A 24325-nucleotide genomic window follows, 5' to 3' on the forward strand; every position below is an offset into this window, starting at 1 on the left:
CTGCCTGATCCAAATAAAAAAGAGAGGGTACAGTGATGCGACGCTGGAATGGCTGGGGCGATGAGCAGTTCAATCTGGAACTTCCGGCACAGGGGCAGAGCTTTCTCGCAGACCGCCTTGGCCCCGGCAGACCTCTGAGCGATGCCCGTCTCGAATCTGTCCTCTCAAGAGTTCCTGAAACACGCCTGCCGGCAGACATAAACGTAGATGCACTGATCGACACCAGCCCCGAAGCACGGGTGCGCCATGCCCGTGGCCAGAGCCTGCCTGACTGGCTGGCTATGCGCAGCGGTGAATTCGGGATATTCCCGGACGGAGTAGCCAGTCCCGAAAACAGCCTCGACGTGCAGAAACTGCTGCAATATGCACAATCCAGCAAGGTTGATCTGATTCCCTACGGCGGCGGCACCAGCGTTGCAGGCCATATAAACCCGGTTGCAGGCGACAACCCGGTACTCACCGTGGATATGGGCCGGATGAACCGCCTCAGGGACCTCGACAGGGAAAGCCAGATAGCCACCTTTGGCGCAGGTACCCCAGGACCTCTCGTGGAATCGCAGTTACGGGCCCAGGGCTACACTCTCGGCCACTTTCCCCAGTCATTTGAGCTCTCAACCATCGGTGGCTGGGTTGCTTCGCGCTCAAGCGGGCAGCAGTCGCTGCGCTACGGCCGGATCGAGCAGTTATTTGCCGGAGGCCGGATCGAAACCCTCAAGGGTACGCTCAACCTGCCAACCATACCGGCTTCAAGTGCCGGCCCGGACATTCGTGAAATGGTTCTGGGCTCAGAGGGCCGGATAGGCCTTATTACTGAAGTGAAAGTAAGAGTCAGCCCTTTGCCGGAAAAGGAAAGCTTCCACGTTGTATTCTTTCCGGACTGGCACAAGGCCAGGACCGCCTGCCGGAAGCTGGTACAGAACCGGACTCAGCTTTCCATGCTGCGCCTCAGTAACGCCATTGAGACAGAAACCCAACTCGCTCTCGCCGGACACCCACACCTTATCGGGGCCATGGAAAAACTGTTTTCCCTGCGCGGCGTTGGGGAGGGTAAATGCATGATGACCTTCGGACTGACCGGCACCCCGCGCCAGTGCGCCAGCGCCAGAAAGGAAGCCAGGCGTATCTGTGCTGAGTACAAAGGAGTTTATACCGGCACCCGGCTTGGAAAAAAATGGGCGGAAAAACGCTTCACCATGCCCTATCTTCGGGAAGCTTTGTGGCAGCTGGGCTACGCGGTGGACACCCTGGAAACAGCAACCGACTGGGACAACGTCGACAACCTTCTTGGCCTGATGGAAACCAACCTTCGTGAAGGACTGAAGTCCCGGGAGCAAAGCAAGAGCGAGCACACACATGTATTTACTCATCTGTCCCATGTTTACGGCCAGGGTTGCAGCTTATACACCACCTACGTATTCCGCGTTGCAGACAGCTACGACGAAACTCTGGCGCGCTGGAAACACCTGAAAAACACAACGTCAGACCTGATCGTCCGCAACCGCGGCACGATCAGCCATCAGCATGGCGTCGGCAAAGACCACGCGCCCTTTCTGGCAGTTGAAAAAGGCGAGCTGGGCATGCTGGCCATCCGCTCCCTGTGCAGTACTTTTGACCCGGAAGGCATCCTCAACCCGAAAACCCTTATAGAGTGAGTGTGTGATGAAGCGTCGAGACTCATTGCTCAAGGAGCTTCACGGCAGCACACATACGTTTGATGTTGTTGTAGTTGGTGGTGGTATCACAGGAGCTGGTGTAGCCCGGGAAGCCGCTGGAAGTGGTCTTAGTACACTACTCGTTGAACAAAAGGATTTTGCCTGGGGAACCTCCAGCCGTTCGTCAAAAATGGTGCATGGAGGCTTGCGCTACCTTGGTAGCGGCCAGTACCGGCTAACCCGCAACGCGGTCACCGAACGCCAGCGCCTGATGGCGGAAGCCCCGGGGCTTATCGACCCCTTACGCTTTATCATGCCGCATTTTCAGCGGCAGTTTCCCGGCCCGCGGCTGTTTCAGTTTTTGTTAAGAATCTACGACCGGATATCCGGCTCCCATTCGCGCCACTTCCTGACGCCGGGTGAGGCGCAGCAATGGGTTCCAGGCCTGAACACCAACAAGCTGACCGGCGCCAGCGGCTTTACCGATGCGGTAACCGACGACGCCCGACTGGTGCAGCGCGTTATCATGGAAGCCCGGCAGGATGGGGCCCGCTGCCTCAACTACGTTAAAGCTATGAAGGTTCTCCGCACAGACGGCCATGTCAGCGGGCTTGAGCTCAAAGCAGAGGGCGAAAGCGGGACATTTACGGTTAACACCCCCCTGGTTATTAATGCGACCGGCGTTTGGGCCAACCGGCTTCAGCAATCCGGCAATGGCGATGATGCAATGACCATCCGTCCTTTGCGCGGCAGCCATCTTGTTATTCCCTGGCAGAAGCTACCGCTCTCCTGCTCCGTTTCCCTGCTTCATCCCGATGACAAACGCCCGGTTTTCGCGCTTCCCTGGGCGGGCACGACGGTACTCGGAACAACAGATCTCGACCATAAAGAAAGCCTCGACAATGAGCCCCGTATTGCCGAAGAGGAGGTCGACTACCTGTTGAGAATATCCAGCAACCTGTTTCCAGGTGCCGCCCTGTCCAGAAGCGATATTCTTTCTACCTGGGCGGGCGTCCGCCCGGTTGTAACCAGCAGACAGGAAACTGGCGGTGCTAAAGCCCCGTCCAGAGAAAACCGCGAACATGAATTTCGCGAAGACAGTGGGTTGATCAGCATTGCCGGAGGCAAACTCACCACATTCCGTCTCATAGCACGTGAAGCACTTGTACGAGGGCTTGCCGGCGAAGACCAGCTGCGGCCTGAGAGTGAACCGGTTTTCCGCCCAGCCAGTCCTTCACGTCGCCCCGCAAACATCAGCCACCAGAACTGGCAGAGACTCAGGGGCTTTTATGGTTCGGACCTGAGCGCAGTCCTGCAGGCCGGACCTGCTGTATCTGTCAGTGATGATACAGATTCTGGCGCCATCCCCGGGGATCTGTTGTGGGCTGAAATCGCGTGGGCCTGCACCCATGAAGACGTATTGCACCTGGATGACCTGATGCTCCGGCGGACCCGGCTTGGCCTGATCCTTCCACAAGGCGGAAAAGCACTCCTTCCTGGACTGAAACAACTCTGCCAGAGCCTTCTTGAATGGGATGATGAACAGTGGTTTGCGGAGGTAGCCCGGTATCAGCAACTCTGGCTCAAGGCCTATTCGCTGCCTGCAGGCCCGGAGCCAGAGTATGCCAACTGATCCGTTGATTCTTGCCATTGATAATGGCACCCAGAGTATTCGCGCCCTGCTCTTCGATACCCGAGGCAATCTGATCGCCAAAGGCAAACAGGAGATCCAGCCCTACTTTTCAACGAAGCCCGGCTGGGCCGAACAGCACCCGGAGTATTTCTGGGATAACCTTGGGAAAGCCTGCAAAAAGCTGTGGGCAACAACCGATGTTGACCCTGGAAGGATTGCAGGCGTTACCGTAACAACCCAGCGCGGCACAGTTATCAACCTCGACGAATACGGCAAACCGCTGCGCCCGGCTATTATCTGGCTGGATCAACGCCATGCACGGGTCGATGGCCCGGTGAAAGGCCCCTGGGGCTGGCTGTTCAAACTGGCCCGGCTTGAAGACACCATTGATCGCTTCCGTGAGAAAACCCAGGCCAACTGGATCGCCCAGAATCAGCCGGAAATCTGGGCAAAAACCCGGCACTTTGTTTTGCTCTCGGGTTATATCAACTACCGTTTAACCGGCGAATTCCGGGATTCCACCGGCAGCCAGGTGGGCTACCTGCCGTTTGACTACAAAAAACAGCGCTGGGCAGGCCCCAGAGACTTCAAATGGCAGGCCATGCCAGTGGAAAAATCCATGCTGCCGGAGCTTGTGAGCCCGGGCTCTGCACTGGGGCAGCTTACGCCTGAAGCCGCCAGTCATCTGAATCTTCCGGCAGGCTTGCCGGTGATCGCCGCGGCCTCCGACAAAGCCTGCGAGATTCTGGGTTCGGGTGGATTAACGCCAGATACAGGCTGTATGAGCTACGGCACCACCGCTACCATAAACACCACCAGCAAACGCTACGTTGAGCCGGTACGGCTGATGCCGCCCTATCCTTCTGCACTGCCGGGCCACTACTCTACAGAGGTCATGATATACCGGGGATTCTGGATGGTGAGCTGGTTCAAACGTGAGTTCGGTCTGCGGGAGCAGGCAATTGCCGAAGAAAGGGGCATAGAACCGGAAGTCCTGTTCGACGAACTGGTTAAAGCCGTACCGGCTGGTTCAATGGGCCTGATGCTCCAACCCTACTGGTCACCAGGGGTACGCCAGCCAGGGCCGGAAGCCAAGGGTGCCATCATCGGCTTTGGTGATGTCCACACCCGCGCGCATATCTACAGGGCCATTCTCGAGGGCCTTGCCTACGCACTCCGGGAAGGCAAAGAAAAGATCGAGAAGCGCAGTGGTGTCAGAATCCGCAAACTCCGGGTAGCCGGCGGAGGTTCCCAGAGTGATGCAGCCATGCAGCTGACCGCGGATGTATTCGGCTTACCCGCCGAACGGCCCCACACTTACGAAACCTCCGGGCTGGGTGCCGCAATTGATGCCGCCGTTGGCCTTGGCCTGCACCCGGATTTCGAAACTGCGGTAGCAGCAATGACCAGGGTTGGTGATGTCTTTCAGCCTGATCCGGAAGCCCGGGATCTGTATGAACAACTCTACACTGAGGTGTATCTGCGCATGTATTCGCAGCTACAACCGCTGTACCGGAAAATCCGGGACATCACCGGTTATCCGAAATAAGTCCGCAGTTTTGCCTGATAAAACCAAACAACCACTCAGGGACAGAACAGCTACAACCTTGGCAGCGCTGTACCTTCCGGAACCCTGACTTCAAACCCGGATTTCACGCTGATGGTCTGGCCGGCAGGTACTTCGCGGTTCCAGGCAAGAACGCCTTTTTTGTCATCAACATCCCGTTCTACCGGCTCGCTGATTTCCAGCGGCTTCACTGTCAGAACGTCCTTTTGAGAGACCGGAAGCCGGTCAAAAATCCGGACTTTTACAGCCTTCGCGTGATAATTGGTAATCTCAAACCGGTTTTGCCGGCGCTTGACGTTCTCGCTCTTCCAGATTCCCTCTTCCCCGCTTCGCTCAAGCTCATTCACCACCGCAATCCGGATACCTTCATCCACACCGAATCCCAGGGTTAATTCTTCGCCGTCTGTCAGCTCCTGCAACTGACTCTCACCCACACTCTGTCCATCCCGGTACAAAATCACCCGACCTGCGGGTATGGGGGCATCAGCATGAAAAATGCCGGTGGCGTTCACATACCCTGTTGTGTCCATTACCGGCGCAGACCAGACAGCAACATCAACCGGAACCCGGTGCTCTGCAACCGTCAGCCGTTGGCCTGAAATACCACTGGGAATATCCACCGGTTGTGGCAGCCGGTAGCTCTGCGTGAATGTGCTCTGTTGCTCAACAACCGCAGCACTACCCATAAGCGATTCGGCCTGTACATCAGCCATGGGCGCCAACGCCTTCGACCGGTACAGCTGGGGCTGTTCCGGGCTGACAACCCAGGAATCAAGGGCTGGCATAGCCGTCCCGCGCCGGGCATTTGCAGTTGAAAGATGCAGGTCAACACCTTCCCAGTCGGTGCCGGTAGACTGCTGTACAACGGCAAGATGCTCCAGGGCTACTTCACCACCGGGCTTACCATCTGCTTCCGTTTTCAACCGGGCAGTATATTCGCTCCGCCAGTTTGCTTGTGTGGTCTGGAATTTCACCTTTACCTTCAGCTCACCGCTCTTGGGTGCCCGGTAGCGCACAAGCACTTTCTTGGTTGCCCTGGCGCTCTGCTTTACCTGAGCCAGTTCCCTGGTTAAACGGTCTCTCAAGGCAATATCGCCGGTCATTTTCTCCTGAATGCTTCTGATCTCTGCCAGCGCACCGAGGGTTGTGTCCTTCAAGGCAGCAGCCATGTCATTCAGTTCAGAAGCTGAAAGTTCATGTGGAGACTCCGCCGCTTTGCTCATGAGAGTAACCTGCTGATTCCAGGCCCGGACAGAATCTTCCTGTTCCTGAATCCGTAATGAAACTGCCGCCAGCTCATCCTGAATCCTCCGGGCCTCTCCCGCCACAAACTCAGCCTGCTCCACACGGCTGACCTGTACCTGCCGGATTTGTGATCCATCAATACCTTCAAGCACCACCTGCAGGCTCTGATCCTGAAGGCTGAGCGGCAACCCTTCGACTTCCAGCACTCCTGCACCGGAACCCACCTGCTCGCTTTCCTCCCACGTAAGTTCCGCATGGGAAGGATATAAAGTCGCCGTTGTGATCTCTGCTCGGGCCATCAATGGTGTGATCGCAATGGCGATCGCAAGCAAGCTGTGCTTTTTCATTCCATGAGTCCTTCTATTCCAGGCTGTTTGAATTCAATGAAGACTACCGGCCCGGCGCCGGCACATCGTGCTTATCCGCTGCCTGCTCATGCGCGATCTCATTTGCCCGCGCACGGTCATCACTATCGGGCCGCAGTGGCGCCTGGTCTTGTCCACGGGCCGGAGCCAGAACCACTCGGGTCAGCAACGGAAAATGATCCGATCCGATCGAGGGCAAACGGCTGATGGAAGCCAGAGTAAAATGATGGCTATGAAACAGGTGATCAAGCGGCCACCGTAAAAACCAGTAATCCGCATGGAACGTACTGTAAAACCCTCGCCCTACCCTGGGGTCGAGCAAGCCGCTGACCTTCCGGAAAAGCCGGGTTGTCGGCGACCAGGCAACATCGTTCAGATCGCCGGTTACAATCACAGGCCCTTCGCTATCAGCAACGCTGCGCCCTACGATAACCAGTTCCGCATCCCGTTCCGTTGATTCATCATTTTCCGTAGGGCTGGGCGGTGCCGGATGCACAAAGTGAATCCTGATCTGTTCACCGGATTGCAACTCCACTAACGCATGCATCGACGGTACCTGATCCTCAATCAGGAAACACACCTCAGATTCGTGCAGAGGCAGCCTGGAGAACACGTGCATACCATAAAGGTTATCCAGCGGACACTTGATACTGTATGGCATTTCGCGTTCGAGTACCGAAAGCTGGTCCTCCCACCATTGATCCGACTCCAGGGTTACCAGAATATCCGGCTTATGCTCTTTCACCAATGCCAGCAATGCTGGTGCGTTACGGTTAGGGGTTAATACATTTGACGTAAGTATGGTCAAAGTCCGCTCCGGGCCTGAAGCCGGTGCGCCTTTTACTTCTTCGCGCCAGATTGGTGTATAGGGCAAAATCCACCAGAGTTGCGCGCCCAGCGACAAGGCTGCCGCAAGAATCAGAACCCGGCTCAGGGGCTGAGCCAGGTCCAGAAACAGCAATTGAACGATTAACAACAGCACTGCCAGAACCGCCAGCTGCAGCCGCGGAAAATCAAAGCTTCGAACGCTCCAGTGCGGGTTTCGCCAAAGAGGCAATAAAGTCGCCAGGACAATGGCCACAGTAAAAACAAGTAGCGTAGGTAACATCACTGGCCTGGTATGCCCCGGCTAAAAGGACGGTGGTACAACCGCCAGATGGCAGTCATGGTTTTTGGGATCTGCATTAAAGACTACTGATCATGCCAAGGATTTCGGTTCGAGTTCAAGGGAATTGCTGACTACAGGTTCTTGAATGCCCCCTTCACGTGGAGTGCCAGGGCATCCGTAAGCTGACTGGAGCCCCGGCGGACCAGAGCCAGCTGATAAGAGCCGATCTCGGGCAGATCCTGGTTTACTATTTCTTTCAGAGGTGGCCGCACAAGGCTCTTCGGAAATGGCGCAACAGCCAGGTCCGCAACCATTGCGGCTTCCTGGCCGGAACAATGCTCGCAGGTATAGGCAATCCGGTAGGGCTTACCGGCACTGTCGAGCGCCCGCAACGTCATTCGTCGCCATGAACAACCTTCATGAGCTACCGCAACCGGCAGGGGCGTCCGCAGGAATGCCGAAGCCCCCTCGCGCCCTGCCCACACCAGAGGCTCTTCATGCACAACCTCGCCCCGGATATCCCGCGCTTCGTTTGCAACAGTAACCAGCGCCATATCCAGCTCGCCGGCGTCCAGCCGCGTAAGGTTCTGCTTGCTTGAACCAACAACAACATCAACCAGCACGGCCGGATAGGAGCGCGCAAACTGGGCAAGCACCTCTGGCAGAATTCGCGTGCCTACGTCATCGGAGGTTCCAATACCGACCTTGCCTTCCAGTGTCGGCGAGAGAAAATACCCTACGGCCTCCTCATTTAACCGAAGCAGACGGCGGCTGTAGCCCAGTAGCGCCTCGCCCTCAGCTGTGAGCCGTACCTGTCTCGGCTCCCGGATAAACAGGCATTTACCCAGAGTCCGTTCAAGCTGCTTGATCTGCATACTCAGCGCAGAGGGGGTCCGGTGCACAACCCTGGCCGCTCCGGTGAAGGTGCCACACTCGGCAATAGCCACAAAGGTCCTGAGCACATCGTTGTCGAGCAATGGTATTGCCATTCAATCGCACCCCAGTCGCGCATATTCAGCATTCTGACCTAAGCATATCTGAACGCAGAGTTAAATTCTTTTCGTTTGATTGAACCCAATGAAGACGCCACCCTGTTATCACGCAGCACTCTGGCCAGGCAGGTTTTTTCTAACGACCAGATGCATTCAAACGGAATACGTCTGAAGAAAGGTAACGACAATGCCGGGCATCAGAATAGATCAACAAACCACAGGACTGGGCGCCCTGTCCTGGATGGAGAATTACTCCCGTCGCCAGCAGTTCCGGCGCATGGCCAACTCCCTTCTGGCAGAGAAGGATGATGTTCTTTCCGACCTGGGTTATGAACGCAGAGACCTTTTCGTTGCATTAAACCTGCCCTTGCGCAGTGATGCCCTGAGGTATCTCCAACAGCAACGAAGACGGTGATAATCCGGCCTGGCAAGAGCCCTGGCTGACGCGACAGGAAACAGCACCGCTATATTTGCCGTGGGAAATATCTCCGGCTTTTGGAACTCTTGAGCATCACCCCGGTCAACCGGAGCGATCACTCAAAAACCAAAGCCAAAGGATAGAGAAATGCCCAAACAGTTGCCCCTCGCCCTTCTACTGCTCAGACTCGGCATATTTATCGTGTTCCTTGTCTGGACCCTGGACAAGCTCCTCTACCCCGAACATGCAGCAAAAGTAGCTGGCGCGTTTTACGGGCTTGAAAACCCCGGAGACAACATCTTTTACATCATGGGGCTCGCTCAACTCGCACTGATTCTTGCCTTCCTCGCAGGGCTGTTTAAAACATGGACCTATGGAGCAATCCTGATTTTTCATGGAGCTTCTACCCTTTCGGCATTCGGCAAATACCTCCAACCCTTCGATAACCTTCTGTTCTTCGCCGCCTGGCCAATGCTGGCCGCATGCGCCGCATTGTTCCTGTTACGGGAATACGATACGTTAACGCTATCGCGAAAAGCGTGATTACAAACCAACAAACATAAAACGGACATGCCATGAAACTCAAAGACTCTGTTGCCATTGTGACCGGCTCATCCTCAGGCATAGGCGCAGCCATTGCCCGCCTGTTTGCGGAACATGGCTGCCATGTGGTGATCAACTTCAGTAACAACGAGGAAGGCGCACGCACGGTAGCCTCTGAGTGCGAAAAGCATGGGGTAAAAACACTGGTATACCGGGCTAACGTGGCTGAGGATTCCGAGTGCCGCGCCATGGTGGATGCTACGCTGGAACAGTTTGGCCGTGTCGATATTCTGGTAAATAATGCCGGCACTACCCGGTTCTGCAACCACAACAATCTTGATGGCCTCAGCAAGCAGGACTTCCTTGACCTGTATGAGGTTAATACTATCGGCCCCTACCAGATGACCCGGGCGGCCGAAAATGCCCTGCGAGCCAACGGCTCCGGCCATATCATAAATATGGCTTCCATTGCCGGCCTGGCGGGCATCGGCAGTTCCATTGCCTATGCTGCCTCCAAGGGAGCGCTGATCACCATGACCCGCTCTCTTGCCCGCGTGATGGGCCCGGAAGTGCGGGTAAATGCTGTCTGCCCGGGCTTTGTGCAGGGCGAATGGCTGAAAAAAGGCCTTGGTGAAGACAACTACAATGTATTACTGGAAAAAACCAAAGCCGCTGCACCCCTGAACGATACCGCGTCGCCGGAAACCGTGGCAGATGTCTGTCTGGGCCTGATCATAGGTGGTGATCTGACCACTGGCGAGACCATCCTAATAGACGGAGGCGCGCACCTGGGTGCGGCCCCTGTGCGTCGCTGAGCTCACCCTTCGGCCTGGGGTCTCGTCATAGTGATGATTGCCTGCAGAATCTTCCCTACCGGGCCCTGGCTGTCGAACAGTGTCGTTTCTACCAGGCCAACACCTGTCTCCTGCATTCGGCTGCGGGCATCCAGCCCCAGCCACTCGCCAACCGGCAGGCGGTGAAGGTACAGAGTAACGTCCGCGTTTATACAGCCTACGCCACTGCTCAGGCCGAGCTGACCAACACCGTTCCCAAAATCGCAGAGCGTGGCAGCCATAACGGTGGGACTGGTTGTGACACCCTTTACCAGCGGCAGTGGCAGTTTCATCCAGGCAATCCCCTGGCCCCTGGAATTGACCCCGTCAATAACAACGGCTTTGGCCGTACTGTGTAAGCCCACCGGACTGAACTGATTCTGCCAGCCAGCGGCCTCCGAAATATTTGTCTCTACAGGCCCGGAGGGAGGATCAAACTCCGGCCCCGGAAAGCGGCCGTATTCCGGAACCGATACCGGGTTGTTCTCAAGGAAAAGCGCACTTGCCCGGGCCACTTCCGTGTCCCCCGCCAACAATGACGCCTCCAGAATCTGAAGTCGCTTACCGCCACGCACCAGCCGGGTGGAAACCGCCAAGGGCGCATAGGGAGCGGGCCGCAACAAATCCACAGTGAGCCTCGTCAGGTTCAAATTCACGCTATCCGACGCCTGCTCCACTGCATGGGCCATCAACCCCACTACCGGCCCGCCATGCAGATGCTGAGGACTCCAGGGACTGCAGCATGCAGACGTTGGTGTATAGATTTCGCCCTCACGCTGAAAGAGTGCTTCAATCATGAAATGCCCTCACCTTTTCGCCATGGATTCCAGCATCCGGTTTACCGCATCCAGGTGCTCCGGCTCGTTGTGACACATACCCTGAAACACAGCACAAAGATCCAGAAAGTCTTTCATTTCCATACGCTGAGCCATCTTCATCAGGCGCTTGGTCAGACGGGTAGCTTTCGGGGGCTGGCTGGCGATGCGCTTTGCCATCGTCATCGCCGTTGGCATCAGATCATCCGCAGGCACCACCTCCAGGACAATCCCAAGCTCTTTGGCCTCACTGGCCTCTACAACACGGCCGGTAAGCGTAAGTTCAAACGCTCGCTGATAGCCAATCAGGCGCTGCATGAGCCAGGCACCACCATCACCGGGGATAATGCCCAGATTAAGGAAAGTCTCGCCAAATTTCGCCTTCTCCGATGCGATACGAATATCCGCCATGTTAGCCAGATCAAAGCCGGCACCTATGGCAGGCCCGTTCACCGCAGCAATAATGGGAACCTCCACAGCCAGCAACGCCAGCGGTATCTTCTGTATGCCCTTGCGATACCGGTCCGCACACTCAGCCACGTCGCCAGCAAAGTCACCACCACGCTCAGCCATATCGCGAACATTACCTCCTGCACTGAAAGCAGAACCGGCCCCGGTAATAACCAGCACAGACACGTCATCGCAGTTATTTACCCAGTCGGCGGTGGTGATAATGTCATCAATCAGATGGGAACCGGTCAGGGCATTACGCAGGTCGTGTCGATTGAGGGTAAGCACAGCAACCCGGTCTTCGAGGGTCAGCAGGGCATCGGTAAGATTCGGAAGATTACTCATCAGGAAATTCCTTGGGGGTTGGCACGCGCCCGGTCGAGGCCAGGCATGTTGTTTTGACTAGGATAAACTACCGGCGGGGGATTATCTCCCTTCCAGGTGCAAGCCAGGATTCAGGAGCTAGAAGTTAATACTCAGGTCGAGGGCAAGCTGGGTTTCTTCATGCCCACGGAGCGACGTCAATAGTGCCTTGGCGTGATCAATATCCTCCATCAGCCAGAGCGAATACCACCACAGCCTTTGCTGTCGTTTGCTGCGGGCTCACCAGTTCCATACTCCCACGGCGAACTCATGAGCGTTTTATGGAACAAATTACCCTTCAACAACCGGATAACAGGCGTCACCCCAAAGCGTTCCGTAGTTATCCATCATGATCGTGAGAATAGCAGGCACCAGCTTTTCCATAAGCGCCACACAATCGCGGACCTGATCCCGGTTTACAGAACTGTTCCAGGTAGCCCCCCCATGAACCAGCTGGTTGCGAAGCGTATAGATTCGGTGCAAGGCGATGCCCAATATTGTCGGCGTATCCTGCCTCCCCAACGCTGTCTGGGCGGCAACCTTCGCTCTCTCGAACTGGCTTTCCCAATCTTCTTGCGTAATTTTACCGTTATGGAAATCCCAGAAGCCCTGAAAAACATAGCGGTTGTTCAATAACACGCGGATGCTTTTCGGGAACTCTGTCCAGGTCAATTGTTCAAGGTAGCGATTGCTGTCCAAGCCCGATAGCTTTTCGAGGAAGCTACCAAAAGACAGCTTTTCTGATGTGCGGTACTCGTCGGCGATTTCTGTAGCGTAGGCCGCGTTGAAGGCTATCCAGAGAAAGATGAACCGGCCGTCCAGGTCTTCTGCTTGTTCGGCACGCTTCAGCCAGCTTAGCGAGCGATGAACGCGGAGGCTGAGGTTGGCGTGGTAGCTCTCTCGCTCTGATCTATGTCGGACTTTCAGTTGCTCGTATCGCACCTTAACTCTCCTTTCACGTCAATCTGGGGGCTATTGTGAGACCACTTTTAGCAGCCGCACCAAATAAAATTCACAAATAAAATTAACAGCTCCCATCGGGAGCGCTAGCTTACGATCAGAGAGCTTTTAGCTCGGCAATATCAGCAACCAGCAAGTCATATATCTGGCCATAACGTTCCAATGTGGCTTCTTTATTTTTCAACTCATGCTTAAGGCGCTCCACCGTATCGGTCAAATCCCGAGTCAGGCTGGGGATGAACACCTGCTCCTGTTGAGTAAGCTTCTCGGCAATGGCTTGGATATTGCTATCCAGTTCCTTTGCAATATCTCCTAATAGAATAGCGACGACACGGGCTTGTTCATTACGAAGTTGCTGAACTTCATCCCCTTCAACTTCCGGGCTGACAAATTGCTCCCGCACGCTTTTGATATGGTGATCCAGGTTCAGATGAATAGCCGGTATCGTTATGCGATCAACGGCATTACTCAACGGCAGAAGAACCCGTTCGGGGTCAAAGCTCTCATCAGAGAAATCGAACATCCCCTTTACCGCGGACTTAATGTCCTGACGAAACGCTTCTACAGGGATGGCTTGTGAAGCGGCGTCAAACAATTGCTGTTGGACTTCGACAACAAACTGTTCCAGCATTGCAACCGACTCTTGTACGTTGGCATATGTATAGTTCACCGTGCGAGTGTGGTGTTCCGTGACAGTTCGTGTACTGAACCAAGTACGTGGGTCCCAACCAGGATCATAAACCTCTCTGGATGTTGTATAACTCTCTTCGCGGGAACCGGTTTCTGAACGCACTTGCTTGGCTTGAACAGCACTCTGCTGTATTGAATTCCGGGTCTGCCCCATTTCTTTCTCCGCCAGAATCCGATATTTCTCGAACACCGCGCCAACTTTTTCCTGCCCTGCTTCAATGCGTTTGATGATGGCCTGCTGTTGCTCAGTCAATGAGTCCAAATCGCCTTCGCTAAGCAACTTACGTTTATCGGCGATATCCGCTCGCATCCGCTCTAAAATCTGCAAGACTCCACGTTGAGAACCAGTCAGCAAATTGTTGAAACGCTCCGAGAGAATCTGTTCTTTTTTGTTGCGGATACTCGCCAATCGCGCCTCGACAGGCCCGAAATTACCGATAGCACGCAACGCATCCGGACCAAACTCGAACCCCTCATACATCCTATTTAGCTGGTTAAGTGAGTGCTGCTCTTCTTCGGACAAATGTGGCCCTTTAAGGCTCAGGTCATGGCACCGGGCTGACAAAAAAAGTGGAGGCAGTGCGTTCTGCAACGTAGTCATCAGATGAGACTGGCCAGACTGCTCTTTGTCCAGGGCGCACACCTGCTCAACGTTGCTTGAAGCTTCCTGGTTCAATTTCCTGGTGAGGGCTGGTAGCGCGTCTTGGATCGACTCGTACTCGTGGTATTCATCCAACAAAGCACTGTCGAATAGCGAGCCGATAAGCACAATCTCCTCAATGCCTTTATTGGGGATGTTCTGTGCTAAAAGCGCCATGTCGTGCTGGTCCAGGAACTGGCCACAATAACTCAGAAAGAAAACAACATCGCACTGGCCGATAAACTCCTGTGTTCGCCGAGAGCGAGAGATGATCGGATCATTCATGCCTGGTGTGTCAACAACTTCGATATCCTTGAGACTCTCAATATCCAACTGCAACTCAGTGCTTTTGACGATCGGCGTATAGTGGCCATCGGCCCCTACGTAGTCGTTAAGTTTGCTGACCAACTGATCCGTTGACTCAATACCTTCCAGCATTGCAACCTGCCCAAGATAATCATCTACCTGCAAGCCGCTACTCTCTACCATCTGGAAAAGCTCAAGGCTGGCTTTGTCTTCATCGCTTACACGAGGTGACTGAGGGGTTGGCGGCAAAAAATCCCTTGAAACTCTGTTTCGCCGAGCAGCCTGATAAGCAGACAATTCTTCTTGATACTTTGCCTCTTTGCGCGCAATTGATTCAGCGCTAGCCTTAATGTTTTGCCATTCATTTTTGCTATAGAACTCGATTTTCGCGGAGGGTTTCTCCGCGTAACTTATGCGGGTCAATGCAGCTGTCATTGGTGTCGCGGCCTTGGGAAGAAGGTCGCGACCTTCAAATAACAAACTATTCAGAAACGAGGACTTGCCACGCTTTATCTGCCCGACGATGCCAACGCGAAGTAGCCGTGACTCATTTTGAGCATTTACGGCGTCTTGCTCAAAGCTATTTACAAGTACTTTGAGGTCTCCGAGGAAATCTTGGTGAATTTCTTCGGAGAATGATTGGTACCGGCTGCTCAACTCCAAAAAGTCTCGCAATTGGTTTTCAGTGGCGAAATCAGAGCACATATCATTCATCTAAAAAAAACTCTTGTAAGATAATTGGACTAATTTACTTCGGTGCGTGATGGCCGGGGACAGGAAGCCCCTTAAAGAACACACGCTTCAAGAGTGAATCTATATCCAACTCCCGGAGGCACCCCCGTTGACTCCTATTATCTACTGATTGTTGCAAATACAAGACACTTTTTTTACTAGAGTACGCATCTGAAAGATAAAAATTACTATTACTAAAACTACTTAATATTCCGGTATCCAGATTTGCTTCAACTGTAAAAAACCTCCCTTCGAGCTTTAAATAAGGAAGTGATTTTTCAACACTGCTAGTTGTTTTTATTAAACGAGGGTCTTCGTCACTCAGTTTAGCTTTAAATACCTTAACTTTAGAATCGTATAGAATGTCAATAACTTCTTCAGCCGTATTTATGCCAATAGTATTGATCAACCTATTCACTACTTCCTGACCTACTTTTCCAAAATCTGCACCTGGCTGCTTAAAAATAAAATTATATTCTTTGCTGTACTCGAGCCCATAGTTCTTCAGTTTAATTTCCACCTTCCCAAGATCGTCATCTACCAGAAATACACCACCATTTACCGAAGCATTCCCTCGATCAAGTTCTGCCTGAAGCATAGGAATAACGATCTCATGGTTCAGCTCAGGTTTTACTTTCTCCCCGGGCGTCAGCGGAGGCATCTTTTTTTTAATCGCTTGCAATATGCGCTGGCCGCGCAGGGAGGCGGTTTCCTTCATTAATTGATCATAATCCAGCTCATGGTAGGCGAGCAGGTGCTTAAAATGGTCAGGATTCAACAAGTGGGAATTAAAGTAGAGTGCACTCTCCCGCCAGTTTCTGTTTTTTATGTAACAAAATAGATCGAAGATATCCTCCTGTATCCCCTTTAATATCTCCAGTTTATCGGCAAGGCTGTCAATAATCGCATTCTCTCGTTCATCAACCTTTCCATCACGCCGGCTCATCATAAGCGCGTCAAACAGAAAAAGCTGAGCAATAGGTCGACGCCGATAGGTTTTGAAGAAGGCCTGAACAGTATCCTTGTCGGGGGATTGTGCAAATGCAACGAAGTCGTTCAGTGTCGATTCATCCATGTCAAACGACTTTATCAGAATGCGTATATATTCTTTTTCTTCTTCATGAATATCGCCATCAACATTCATAACTAATGCCAAACCCTGCAGGTAGAGCAAGCGCTCTTCCAGAGTGAGTTCTTTTGCAGCATGGTTTTCGAATGCATCGGCCTCTTTCGTGGCCTCGTTGATAATGTCTAGTATGTCCATGATTATCGCTACCTAGTTAGCATGATTAATGGTGACCTGACAGCGATTTTTATTCAGTATATGTACGCTGACAGGCATCCCCTCGAAAAACAGGGAGTCAATTTCCGATTGATTCAGTTGCTCAAGAATTTTTTGTTTCAAAACAATGATGTCGAGGTCGACATCAACTTTAATCGTTACCCCAAGCGCGCTGACCTTACTTACCCACCCCGGCAGTGCACTCAGATCAGCAAGTGCTGAGAGATGCTTGGAGTCTCCATCTAACAATGCATCGAAATGATATGCTGGAAGCGCATCGTCTTTGGTCTCCGCTTTCCTTGCTACGCTTAACTCAACACGGCTAGGTTGATCGCTTATTCTGATATCCAGCGTATTGCACAAAGCACTGATTAGCTCTGCAAGCTCTGAGGCTATTTTCTCGGCTTCACGCTTCTGTTTGAATAACGCATCCAGTTGAGCCTTGGTCTTTGCTTGGTAATTTCTCAGCTGTTCCCTTTTATCCTCTGAAACGCTCTCATCAAAAATCAGCTCATTGATTGTGGCGTGGGTTAGCTTTGCAGAAAGATGTTGAGACTCGTACTGGTCGATGTACCTTTTAAATATCTGTTCAACCTGCCATAGAACAGACCACCCAGCTTTGGGTTGATCAACTTGAGATAAAAAGCGTGTCAGCACGGTCCCACTACTCGAAAACTCCCGGTTCAGCTGGGAGGAATATCCAACTACATCAACGTAGTCTATCTCGGCCTTATCCAGTGTTTTTCGGGTTGAAGCAATTAGTTCCGCAATTTGCGCTTCTGGCTTTTTGTCCGCCTTACTGATGATCACCAGAATGGGCTGATCAAGCTCCAGCCCCTGTATGAATTCAATATCAGGTTGTGGAATTGTTCCATTTTGCTGGTCTACCAGCCAAATCAGGTAATCTGCGCTGCGCAGGTGCATTCTTGAAATCGTTGCATCGGTATTGTTATCAGATGCACCCATGCCCTCCGACTTACTGTAGCCCGGCGTATCCAGGAATATCAGATTAGGGTATCGGAGCCCCGGCTGCTCAATCGCGATCAGTTGTAGTACATGACTAAAGGTCACATTAAAGCGTTTATAAAAAGCGTGACAGATAGCCTTCAGGGCCTCCTTATCAATAGGTGTTTTTTTGCCTTGAAAATTCAGAGCGTGCATATTGCTCTGATCACCTTGATACAGATACGTCGGTATTGAGGTAGTCGGGGTGGTATCGGTCGGCAGCAGTGATGGGCAACCCAGCACCGAGTTTAGAAACCGGGATTTTCCGGCACTGAAAGACCCGCCGACGGCCAACGTGCAGGATCTGGCCAAATGCGGGAAGTTGGCAGCCTCATGCAGCGCTTTCTTGAGCTGATTTAGTTCAATGTAGGTGCCAATGCCAGTGGTATTATTATCACGCTCGCTGAGGGGTAGAAACTTTTCTTCAATCAGACTATGGATCTGGTCAAGAAGCTGTGAGACCTTGCCAGTTTTAGACCCGACTGCAATCAACTCAGCGCACAGCTTTAATCCCCGCTCCGGTCGTTCAAGGTATTGATTCCCACCCACAGAAGCTTTTCGTTGTCCGGTCGAGGCTAGCTCACCGGCCCCCGCTTGGCTTGTTGGCTGTGTGTGGGCATTCATCAACTGGTCTAACGAATCAGGCATGGCCGGACTCCATAGCGTCGATTTCCTTCATGGCTTGCTTATACCTGCCCAGCAGTTCCTCGTGATGTTGCTGTCCCTCCTGCATTTGCCGTTTCAATTTCTGAACGGTTTGCTCATGCTGAGCTTTTTGCTGCGCAAAGGCGTTTAGTACGTGCTGACGAAGTGTTTGTGCAGAACGCTCTAACTCGGTACCAACCTGCTCAATAACCTGAGACGTTGCCTGCGGGATCACCGCGTTCCGAATCTGTTCCTCTAGCAAGCGTTCGCGTTCTTCGGCTTCTGATTTCAGGCCAAAGATACTACTGAGTAAGCCGGTGATCATTGCGATCAGCGGGCCGAAAATCAAACCACCAATGCCAGCAGTAATGGTAGAAGACGAGGTTGAAAACAACTCTCTGGCTTGCGGGGGGATCTGAATGACCACCCGGATGTCACCGCGCGTTTGTCCAGAAATATTGTCCAGCTTTGTTTCGAGGCGTTGTAATTCGGTTTGTATCAATTGCTCAATACCGCCTTGTACCACAGGCCGGAGCAGATCGTTTATCGTGCCCTCCAGATTGTTGGTTTTTGCTGCATTGATGAGTCGCTCGATAGCACCCGAGAGGCTTGCCCCCGCTCGCTGTATCAGTTGCTCTTTCCCCCTGGCGCACAGGTTGTATTCCAGCTCACTCAAACTCAGTTCCAGATCCTTTTCTACCTGCTTGAATGCCTTTTTGGCGTTGGCTAACTTTAGTTCCAACTCCGGCCCGTCCGATTCGGTATAGGAGATTTTGGTTACGAGGCTCTCTTGAAGCAGGGCTCTGCAATTATCTACTTGGGGTTTGTAGCGCTCAAGCAAGAGTGCGTCATAAGACCGGACGGCACCGTCTACAGCGTATTCAAAATCCATCAGTGTTACCTGAGTACCAACCGACTCAACATGCCCCACCTTAGGGCAGTCCTCAAGCGCGTCAGCGAGAGTCTTTGCTAAGTTTTGCTTCTGCTCTTCCAGTGCCTGGGGTGTCTTTCTGCTCGCTTTGGAGATCAAAGGGACGATCTCTTTTCCGTACTCCCATTTGATTTCTGAGAGGCGTTCGATCACAGAGGCATCAAAGGGTATGTCGGCAGGCATAAGGCTCACGAAGCGATCACCACGACCCAGATAACAGGCAATGGCCTTCGCGTGCCCTGGAAATTTTGAGTCAAAACCCGGCATATCAACTAAAATCAGGTTCGGGCGGTTTTTCAGCTTGGCGCTGTTAATAAAAGCCTGAACGTAATAGAGCTCTGGTACAGGGCGGAGATCGTTCAGGGCACTCAATGGCTGGCGTTCTGCCGGGCGCCCGTTCAGGTAATTAACAAGAAGGTATTCTTCATTGCAGTAACTCAGTTCGGTTGCAAAAGCGGTTTCCGGCGTCAGCCCAGTCTTCAGATAATCCTTACCTAAATACCGGTTGAGCAGTGTGCTCTTGCCACCAGAAAACTTGCCTACAACTGGAACCACTACTTTGAAATCGCTGATTCGACTCTTTAGGAATTGCAGGTCGTTAACGATCTCAGGATAAACATCCAGCTCTTGATTAATCTGTTGCAACCGATTCAACGTTTCAAGCAGCCCAGATTTGGCTGAATGGCGCTCAAGATCATTACAGTGGAGGCTGTGCAGTAGTTCCAAGCCAAGCGGACGTGCTTCGCACTGACGCATTGAGCTCAGGTTAAGCTGCTGTTCAATCTGACAATTCACGGCCTTGGTGTCCGGCTCTTCGCACACCATCTGCATACCTTTTAACAGGGCATGAAACGGACTGGCCGGCAGCAGGCGATCTGGGCCTATCTTTTCTATCAGCAGTCGTGCATTAACAGGCTCCAGAAGATCCGAAAGTGCCAGCGGCTCCGTGCTCAAGCCCTGCTCATCCAGAACGTTAACGTAGCGAAGCAGTTCAGCCTGACTCCATTGGCCAGACGTGTAGTTATAAAAGCTGCTTGTAAGCTCTACAAGGCGTTCAGCCAGTGGAGATGCTTTAGCAAGTTGTTTGGCTTGATGATACCAATCGTCGATTAGTCGAGCCCGTTCCAGGTTCTCGAATCGACCTTCCATCGCTTTGAAGCGCTGGTCGCTTTGGAAGGCCAGTGCTTCAACACCTTGCTGCATAAGCTTGAACGACGTAAGTGTTTTCTGCTCCAGCGACTTCAGGCCAGAACCTACATGATTCACATGAGTTAATAAGTACGTTGTTTTATTAGATAACGCTGCGATGGCTTCCATGCTCAACATTTGTTTATGGTTAAGCTTTTGGATCATCTGCTGATTGGCGTATATGCAGCGATTCAAGTCCCAGTTGATCCCTGCTTGGAGCTTGGCATTACTTCCCGTAAGCTGTCCCCAAAAGCGGCTAAAGCCCCCCTGGTCAACCTGATGTTTAATTCGCCCTTCAGTTGAAGCCAACGTTGAAATTGATGTGAACGCTGCTTCAAGAAGCTCATCGGAGGTAAGCTGAGTGTCTGCAAGAAACTCATCCATCTGGCTGTTTATCAGCAGGCGCTCCTGCTCGTGTAGAGTCATCGCCAATTGCTGTTGAACTTCATCATAAGAAATGGCGCTAGCCTTGCCTGCCTCTGCTGACTCACCCCTTATCTGTCGGCTAAAATCGATTTGCTCCTTAAATTTATCGGCCGAGTTTGCGAGGGCGAAAACTGCATTTCGGTAACGCTCTTCATCGTCAATAAAGGCTTTGAACTGCTCGAGAACCTTCCGGACATCCTTGTAGCCACACTCAATCAGTTTTGCTGCATTCTCAGCAGTAAAGTTCAAGGAGGCGATAATACCGGCCGATTCTTCTGTTGGAACAATGTTCCAAAAGTTGACGTTCTGATAGGAACGTTGGTGTGTGAGCAATTCTGGGTTCCGATCCAGATAGATATTGATGATGTGGGTACAGCCGTGGATTTCGATCAGGGGTTTGAATGGTGCATTGTCACTGTATTTCCCTGGTAGAACGCCACCATCGTAGTAGCTGTTTCCGTCAATGATCACAGCATCAAAAATGACTGGAATAGCTGCAGAAGCCAACAGCCATTTTGCACATTCTTCTGGCGTTTTGCTGTTCAGCTGAGGGTATTCAAGCTTGCCCTGAAGGCGATTGAGTGCACATACATGAAACGGCAGAGCCTTAGGTGATATTTCATTGCAGGCCTCACTGGCCTCTATAAGATCCGCCAACCCTGATTGGTCAAAAATACCCTTGCCTTCAGTCAAGCGAGTACTGCCCAAAAGCACTTTCGCTGGCACACCCGGCAAAAGAAAACTACCCGCTACAGTCGCGAGGGTTTTGGCTAGTTCTTTTTTGTTGAGTGGCAGAATCTTTTGTGGCGCTATATCGAGCCAGAGTCTCTCGGCTTTGTTGTAATCGCCCTGAACGAAGAGGGCACTATTAAGGCCACCAACCGAGGTACCTGCTACCGCCTGAATGTTCCGATCAAACTCATACTCCCGAAGCGCTTTCCACACACCGATTTCGTAGGCACCTTTGCCTCCACCACCTGAAAAAACTAAACCAACCTTAGCCATCCAACAGTTCCTTTCGATGTTTGTGGCCCACAAACATGGTTCCACTGCCTAAGTTGTCGCGAACATAGTGCTTCAGTTGCTATGAAGGCAGCCAACTAATAAAACCGTAGATTACCCAAGCGCCACGACAAATACTGTCGCCTAACGATGCACTTTTCTTACGTATGGTCTGGATGGTGATTTAGATTGACATAGATTGGAAGGCTTGACGTGTAAGTTTTCTTTTCTTAACGACTGATTTCTTTACATAAAAAAATAATACTATCTTGTCTTGGTGCTCTATATCTGTGAATCGTCACATTGTGTCGAGTTCCTACTCAAAATTCCTGCCAATGGCGTACAATTGGCAGGAATTTTGAGCAAAAAACCCATCTATAAAACGATCTAATATTGATACATTTACAACCCATTTCCTTTACTTAACCGCACAAAACCACTCACTCATCTGCCCATACCCATAAACAAACGCCAGCTTGCGTGCCCGAGTCAGGCTTACATACACCAGCGCCCTTTCTTCATTTTCCCGCTGACGCCTGGTTACAGGATCTGCTGCCGAGTTCACCACAAAGCTCAGTGGCACCAAGCCTTGGTTAACCGATGCCAAAAACACAGCATCAAACTCCAGCCCTTTTACCCTGTGCATGGTGGCAAGGTTCAGTGAGCCTTCGGGTGTGTTGCCACTGCGGCCATCGAGGATGTGGCAAAGTTGTTGGCGGCTCTCGAGATTGCTTTTTAGTTCGCCTACTTCCTTGCGAGTGCGGGCGATCACGCAGCAGGCTTCCGGTGCCAGCTTGTTGTCACGGATGGCGGCGAGTATTGCATCGGCCTGTTCAGACATGGAGTTAAAGCTCCAAACTTCGGGCGTGGGGCCATGCATCAAGGAATGGTAGAACGTCTGGTTATCTTCACCACCGTCGAGATCGTCAACCGCTACCCCTTCCAGGATACCAACCGCCAGTTTTCGGGTTTCATCGGTGGTGCGGTAGTTCACTTTCAAACGGGCGCTACGGCCACGGATATCTATTCCGCACTGGCCCAGTACCACTTTATTCTTCCCATAGATTCGTTGGTGGCCGTCACCCACAATAAACAGATCGTTAGGAGCTGGGGGCACCAGGGCTCTAATCAGCATAAACGCCTGAGTCCCCATATCCTGAGCCTCATCCACAATCACCGAGCAAAGCTGTGGCCGAAGCTCAGGCTGTGCTTCCAGTAGATTGCGGGCATCACGGTAGGCGTCATCAGCCTCTTTCAGGTAGTTACTAGCCAGCAAATGCCGATAGCGTTCAAACACCGGCCAGATATCAACCCGTTGTTGGCGGTTCAGGCGCGTGCCGCGACCAATCCGAGAGGCCTTTTTATAGCCATCCACATTAGTAACAGACTGAGGCTGAATAACCCGCGCCCACTCTTCCTGGAAGAACGCCATACTCAAATCAGAGCTCGCAGGCTTTTCTGAGTAGGCCTGCTCCCACAGGTGACGCTCTTCCTGGCTATCCATCAACAGGCCGTAGTCGTAGCCTTGTTTTTTCAGGAAGCTGACCACCCAGGCGTCCAGGTTCATCACCTCAATGCGCTCGAGCGCATCCTGATTGCAGATCTTATTCAGGTTCTGCTGAATATCGGCTGCCAGGTTACGGGTAAATGTCGTAAACAACACTTTTCGATCAGCCGTAGCAACGTTTTCAGACAGCCATTTTGCACGGTGCATGGCTACTACGGTTTTACCGGTTCCGGCACCACCGAGCACACGTACTGGACCGTTTTTCTTACCGCTCACCAGCCTGCGCTGGGCTGGATGTAAAAACACTCGCCATTTTTCAAGGGATTGATTAAGCACTGCCTGCAGCGCCTCTTCATTGTCCGCAACGGCGAAATGAGCCTGGGATTCAGGGCGTGCCAATGCAGTATTGAAGTCCTCGGTATCCACTTCTTCAGGCGCAGCAGGAACAACCTCGTTATACGCCTCCTCAAAGTTGGCGCCTGCCATGAGCATGAACAACCCTTCATAGGCATCTGGTGGAACTTGTTCATTATCCCTAGCATTTTCAAGGTCTGCTTCGGTTGTCATAGCACGCACTAGCGCCAAAGCATCCTCTGGCAAACCTAGCTGTAGTAGCTGACGATCACGAATACTATCGAACAGCCCTGGCTGTTTCTCGGCTGCAACCTCGGCTGCTTCTACTAGCTGTTTCTCTTCAACCGTAAAAACCTGAACACTACCGGTGTTTGGGTTGATCTCCACCTTACGCTTGGCGCCCCACGCATAGGCGTCATCATGACGATCCACGTACAGCATCAAGTAGAGGTTTTGTTTTTCAGCTGCAGCCAAAATAATTCGCACATCCTGATTGACTCGAATAGAGCGTAACTTGGCGTCTCTACAAGCCGTCAATTTTTCATAGTGTAGGCCCCCGTGCTGGGGATCCTGTTGAAACTGCATAACCGCCTTGTTGGCCTGGCTTTGCTCATTGGGCTTTAGCTTTAACAAGCTGCCAAAATACTTATCAGAAAACGCAACGCTGACCATT

General features: G+C 52.4%; 17 protein-coding genes. 6 read left to right on the forward strand and 11 right to left on the reverse strand.

Annotated elements, in window-relative coordinates:
- Window positions 1–35 precede the first annotated feature (35 nt).
- From CPA50_RS08135 to CPA50_RS08145, 3 genes are read left to right on the forward strand one after another with little or no spacing between them, the layout of a single operon-like run.
- Window positions 36–1652 (forward strand): FAD-binding oxidoreductase, encoded by a 1617-nt coding sequence (locus CPA50_RS08135; protein WP_096781896.1) that lies wholly within the window; start codon window positions 36–38, stop codon window positions 1650–1652.
- Between the two features lie 7 nt (window positions 1653–1659).
- A complete protein-coding gene (locus CPA50_RS08140; RefSeq protein ID WP_096781897.1) occupies window positions 1660–3285 on the forward strand; it encodes a glycerol-3-phosphate dehydrogenase/oxidase in 1626 nt (541 codons plus the stop codon).
- A complete protein-coding gene (locus CPA50_RS08145; RefSeq protein ID WP_096781898.1) occupies window positions 3275–4834 on the forward strand; it encodes an FGGY-family carbohydrate kinase in 1560 nt (519 codons plus the stop codon). Before CPA50_RS08140 ends, CPA50_RS08145 begins: the two co-directional genes overlap by 11 nt.
- 50 nt (window positions 4835–4884) lie before the next feature.
- On the opposite strand, the gene CPA50_RS08150 is transcribed toward CPA50_RS08145, so the two are convergent.
- From CPA50_RS08150 to CPA50_RS08160, 3 genes are all read right to left on the reverse strand, one after another.
- A complete protein-coding gene (locus CPA50_RS08150; RefSeq protein WP_096781899.1) occupies window positions 4885–6444 on the reverse strand; it encodes a DUF4139 domain-containing protein in 1560 nt (519 codons plus the stop codon).
- Between the two features lie 43 nt (window positions 6445–6487).
- Window positions 6488–7570 carry an endonuclease/exonuclease/phosphatase family protein gene (locus CPA50_RS08155; protein ID WP_096781900.1) on the reverse strand — a complete coding sequence of 361 codons (1083 nt, stop codon included), beginning with the start codon at window positions 7568–7570 and terminating at the stop codon, window positions 6488–6490.
- A 131-nt stretch (window positions 7571–7701) separates the two neighbouring features.
- Window positions 7702–8559 carry a LysR substrate-binding domain-containing protein gene (locus tag CPA50_RS08160; RefSeq protein ID WP_096781901.1) on the reverse strand — a complete coding sequence of 286 codons (858 nt, stop codon included), beginning with the start codon at window positions 8557–8559 and terminating at the stop codon, window positions 7702–7704.
- Window positions 8560–8749: 190 nt separating this feature from the next.
- Here CPA50_RS08160 and CPA50_RS08165 point away from each other — a divergent pair, with 190 nt between their 5' ends.
- From CPA50_RS08165 to CPA50_RS08175, 3 genes are all read left to right on the forward strand, one after another.
- On the forward strand, window positions 8750–8977 hold the full coding sequence (locus CPA50_RS08165) for a hypothetical protein (RefSeq protein WP_096781902.1): 228 nt from the start codon (window positions 8750–8752) through the stop codon (window positions 8975–8977).
- Between the two features lie 150 nt (window positions 8978–9127).
- The gene (locus CPA50_RS08170; RefSeq protein WP_096781903.1) at window positions 9128–9523 is read left to right on the forward strand and encodes a hypothetical protein; all 396 of its coding nucleotides are present in this window, start codon (window positions 9128–9130) and stop codon (window positions 9521–9523) included.
- A gap of 32 nt (window positions 9524–9555) precedes the next feature.
- Window positions 9556–10338 carry an SDR family NAD(P)-dependent oxidoreductase gene (locus CPA50_RS08175; RefSeq protein WP_096781904.1) on the forward strand — a complete coding sequence of 261 codons (783 nt, stop codon included), beginning with the start codon at window positions 9556–9558 and terminating at the stop codon, window positions 10336–10338.
- A gap of 2 nt (window positions 10339–10340) precedes the next feature.
- Here CPA50_RS08175 and CPA50_RS08180 read toward each other — a convergent pair whose 3' ends face one another.
- The 8 genes from CPA50_RS08180 to CPA50_RS08215 all read right to left on the reverse strand — a co-directional run bounded on the left by CPA50_RS08180 (window position 10341) and on the right by CPA50_RS08215 (window position 24324).
- Window positions 10341–11153, reverse strand: coding sequence for a thioesterase family protein (locus tag CPA50_RS08180; RefSeq protein WP_096781905.1), 813 nt, complete (start codon window positions 11151–11153; stop codon window positions 10341–10343).
- Between the two features lie 9 nt (window positions 11154–11162).
- Window positions 11163–11966, reverse strand: coding sequence for an enoyl-CoA hydratase-related protein (locus CPA50_RS08185; protein ID WP_096781906.1), 804 nt, complete (start codon window positions 11964–11966; stop codon window positions 11163–11165).
- 309 nt (window positions 11967–12275) lie between these two features.
- Window positions 12276–12926 carry a HEPN domain-containing protein gene (locus tag CPA50_RS08190; protein WP_096781907.1) on the reverse strand — a complete coding sequence of 217 codons (651 nt, stop codon included), beginning with the start codon at window positions 12924–12926 and terminating at the stop codon, window positions 12276–12278.
- A 115-nt stretch (window positions 12927–13041) separates the two neighbouring features.
- Window positions 13042–15294, reverse strand: coding sequence for a dynamin family protein (locus CPA50_RS08195; protein ID WP_096781908.1), 2253 nt, complete (start codon window positions 15292–15294; stop codon window positions 13042–13044).
- Between the two features lie 34 nt (window positions 15295–15328).
- Complete coding sequence (locus tag CPA50_RS08200) at window positions 15329–16576, reverse strand: TerB family tellurite resistance protein (protein WP_096781909.1); 1248 nt, start codon at window positions 16574–16576, stop codon at window positions 15329–15331.
- Between the two features lie 12 nt (window positions 16577–16588).
- Window positions 16589–18247: a dynamin family protein gene (locus CPA50_RS08205; protein WP_096781910.1), complete on the reverse strand. Its 1659-nt coding sequence runs from the start codon at window positions 18245–18247 to the stop codon at window positions 16589–16591.
- A complete protein-coding gene (locus CPA50_RS08210; protein ID WP_096781911.1) occupies window positions 18240–21794 on the reverse strand; it encodes a patatin-like phospholipase family protein in 3555 nt (1184 codons plus the stop codon). The genes CPA50_RS08205 and CPA50_RS08210 overlap by 8 nt, the downstream gene beginning before the upstream one ends.
- A 415-nt stretch (window positions 21795–22209) precedes the next feature.
- Entirely contained in the window at window positions 22210–24324 is a 2115-nt protein-coding gene (locus CPA50_RS08215) for a UvrD-helicase domain-containing protein (RefSeq protein ID WP_096781912.1), read from the reverse strand.
- Between the last annotated feature and the right edge of the window lies 1 nt (window position 24325).

Origin of the sequence: Marinobacter sp. ANT_B65 (assembly GCF_002407605.1) — a bacterium.
GTDB lineage: Bacteria > Pseudomonadota > Gammaproteobacteria > Pseudomonadales > Oleiphilaceae > Marinobacter.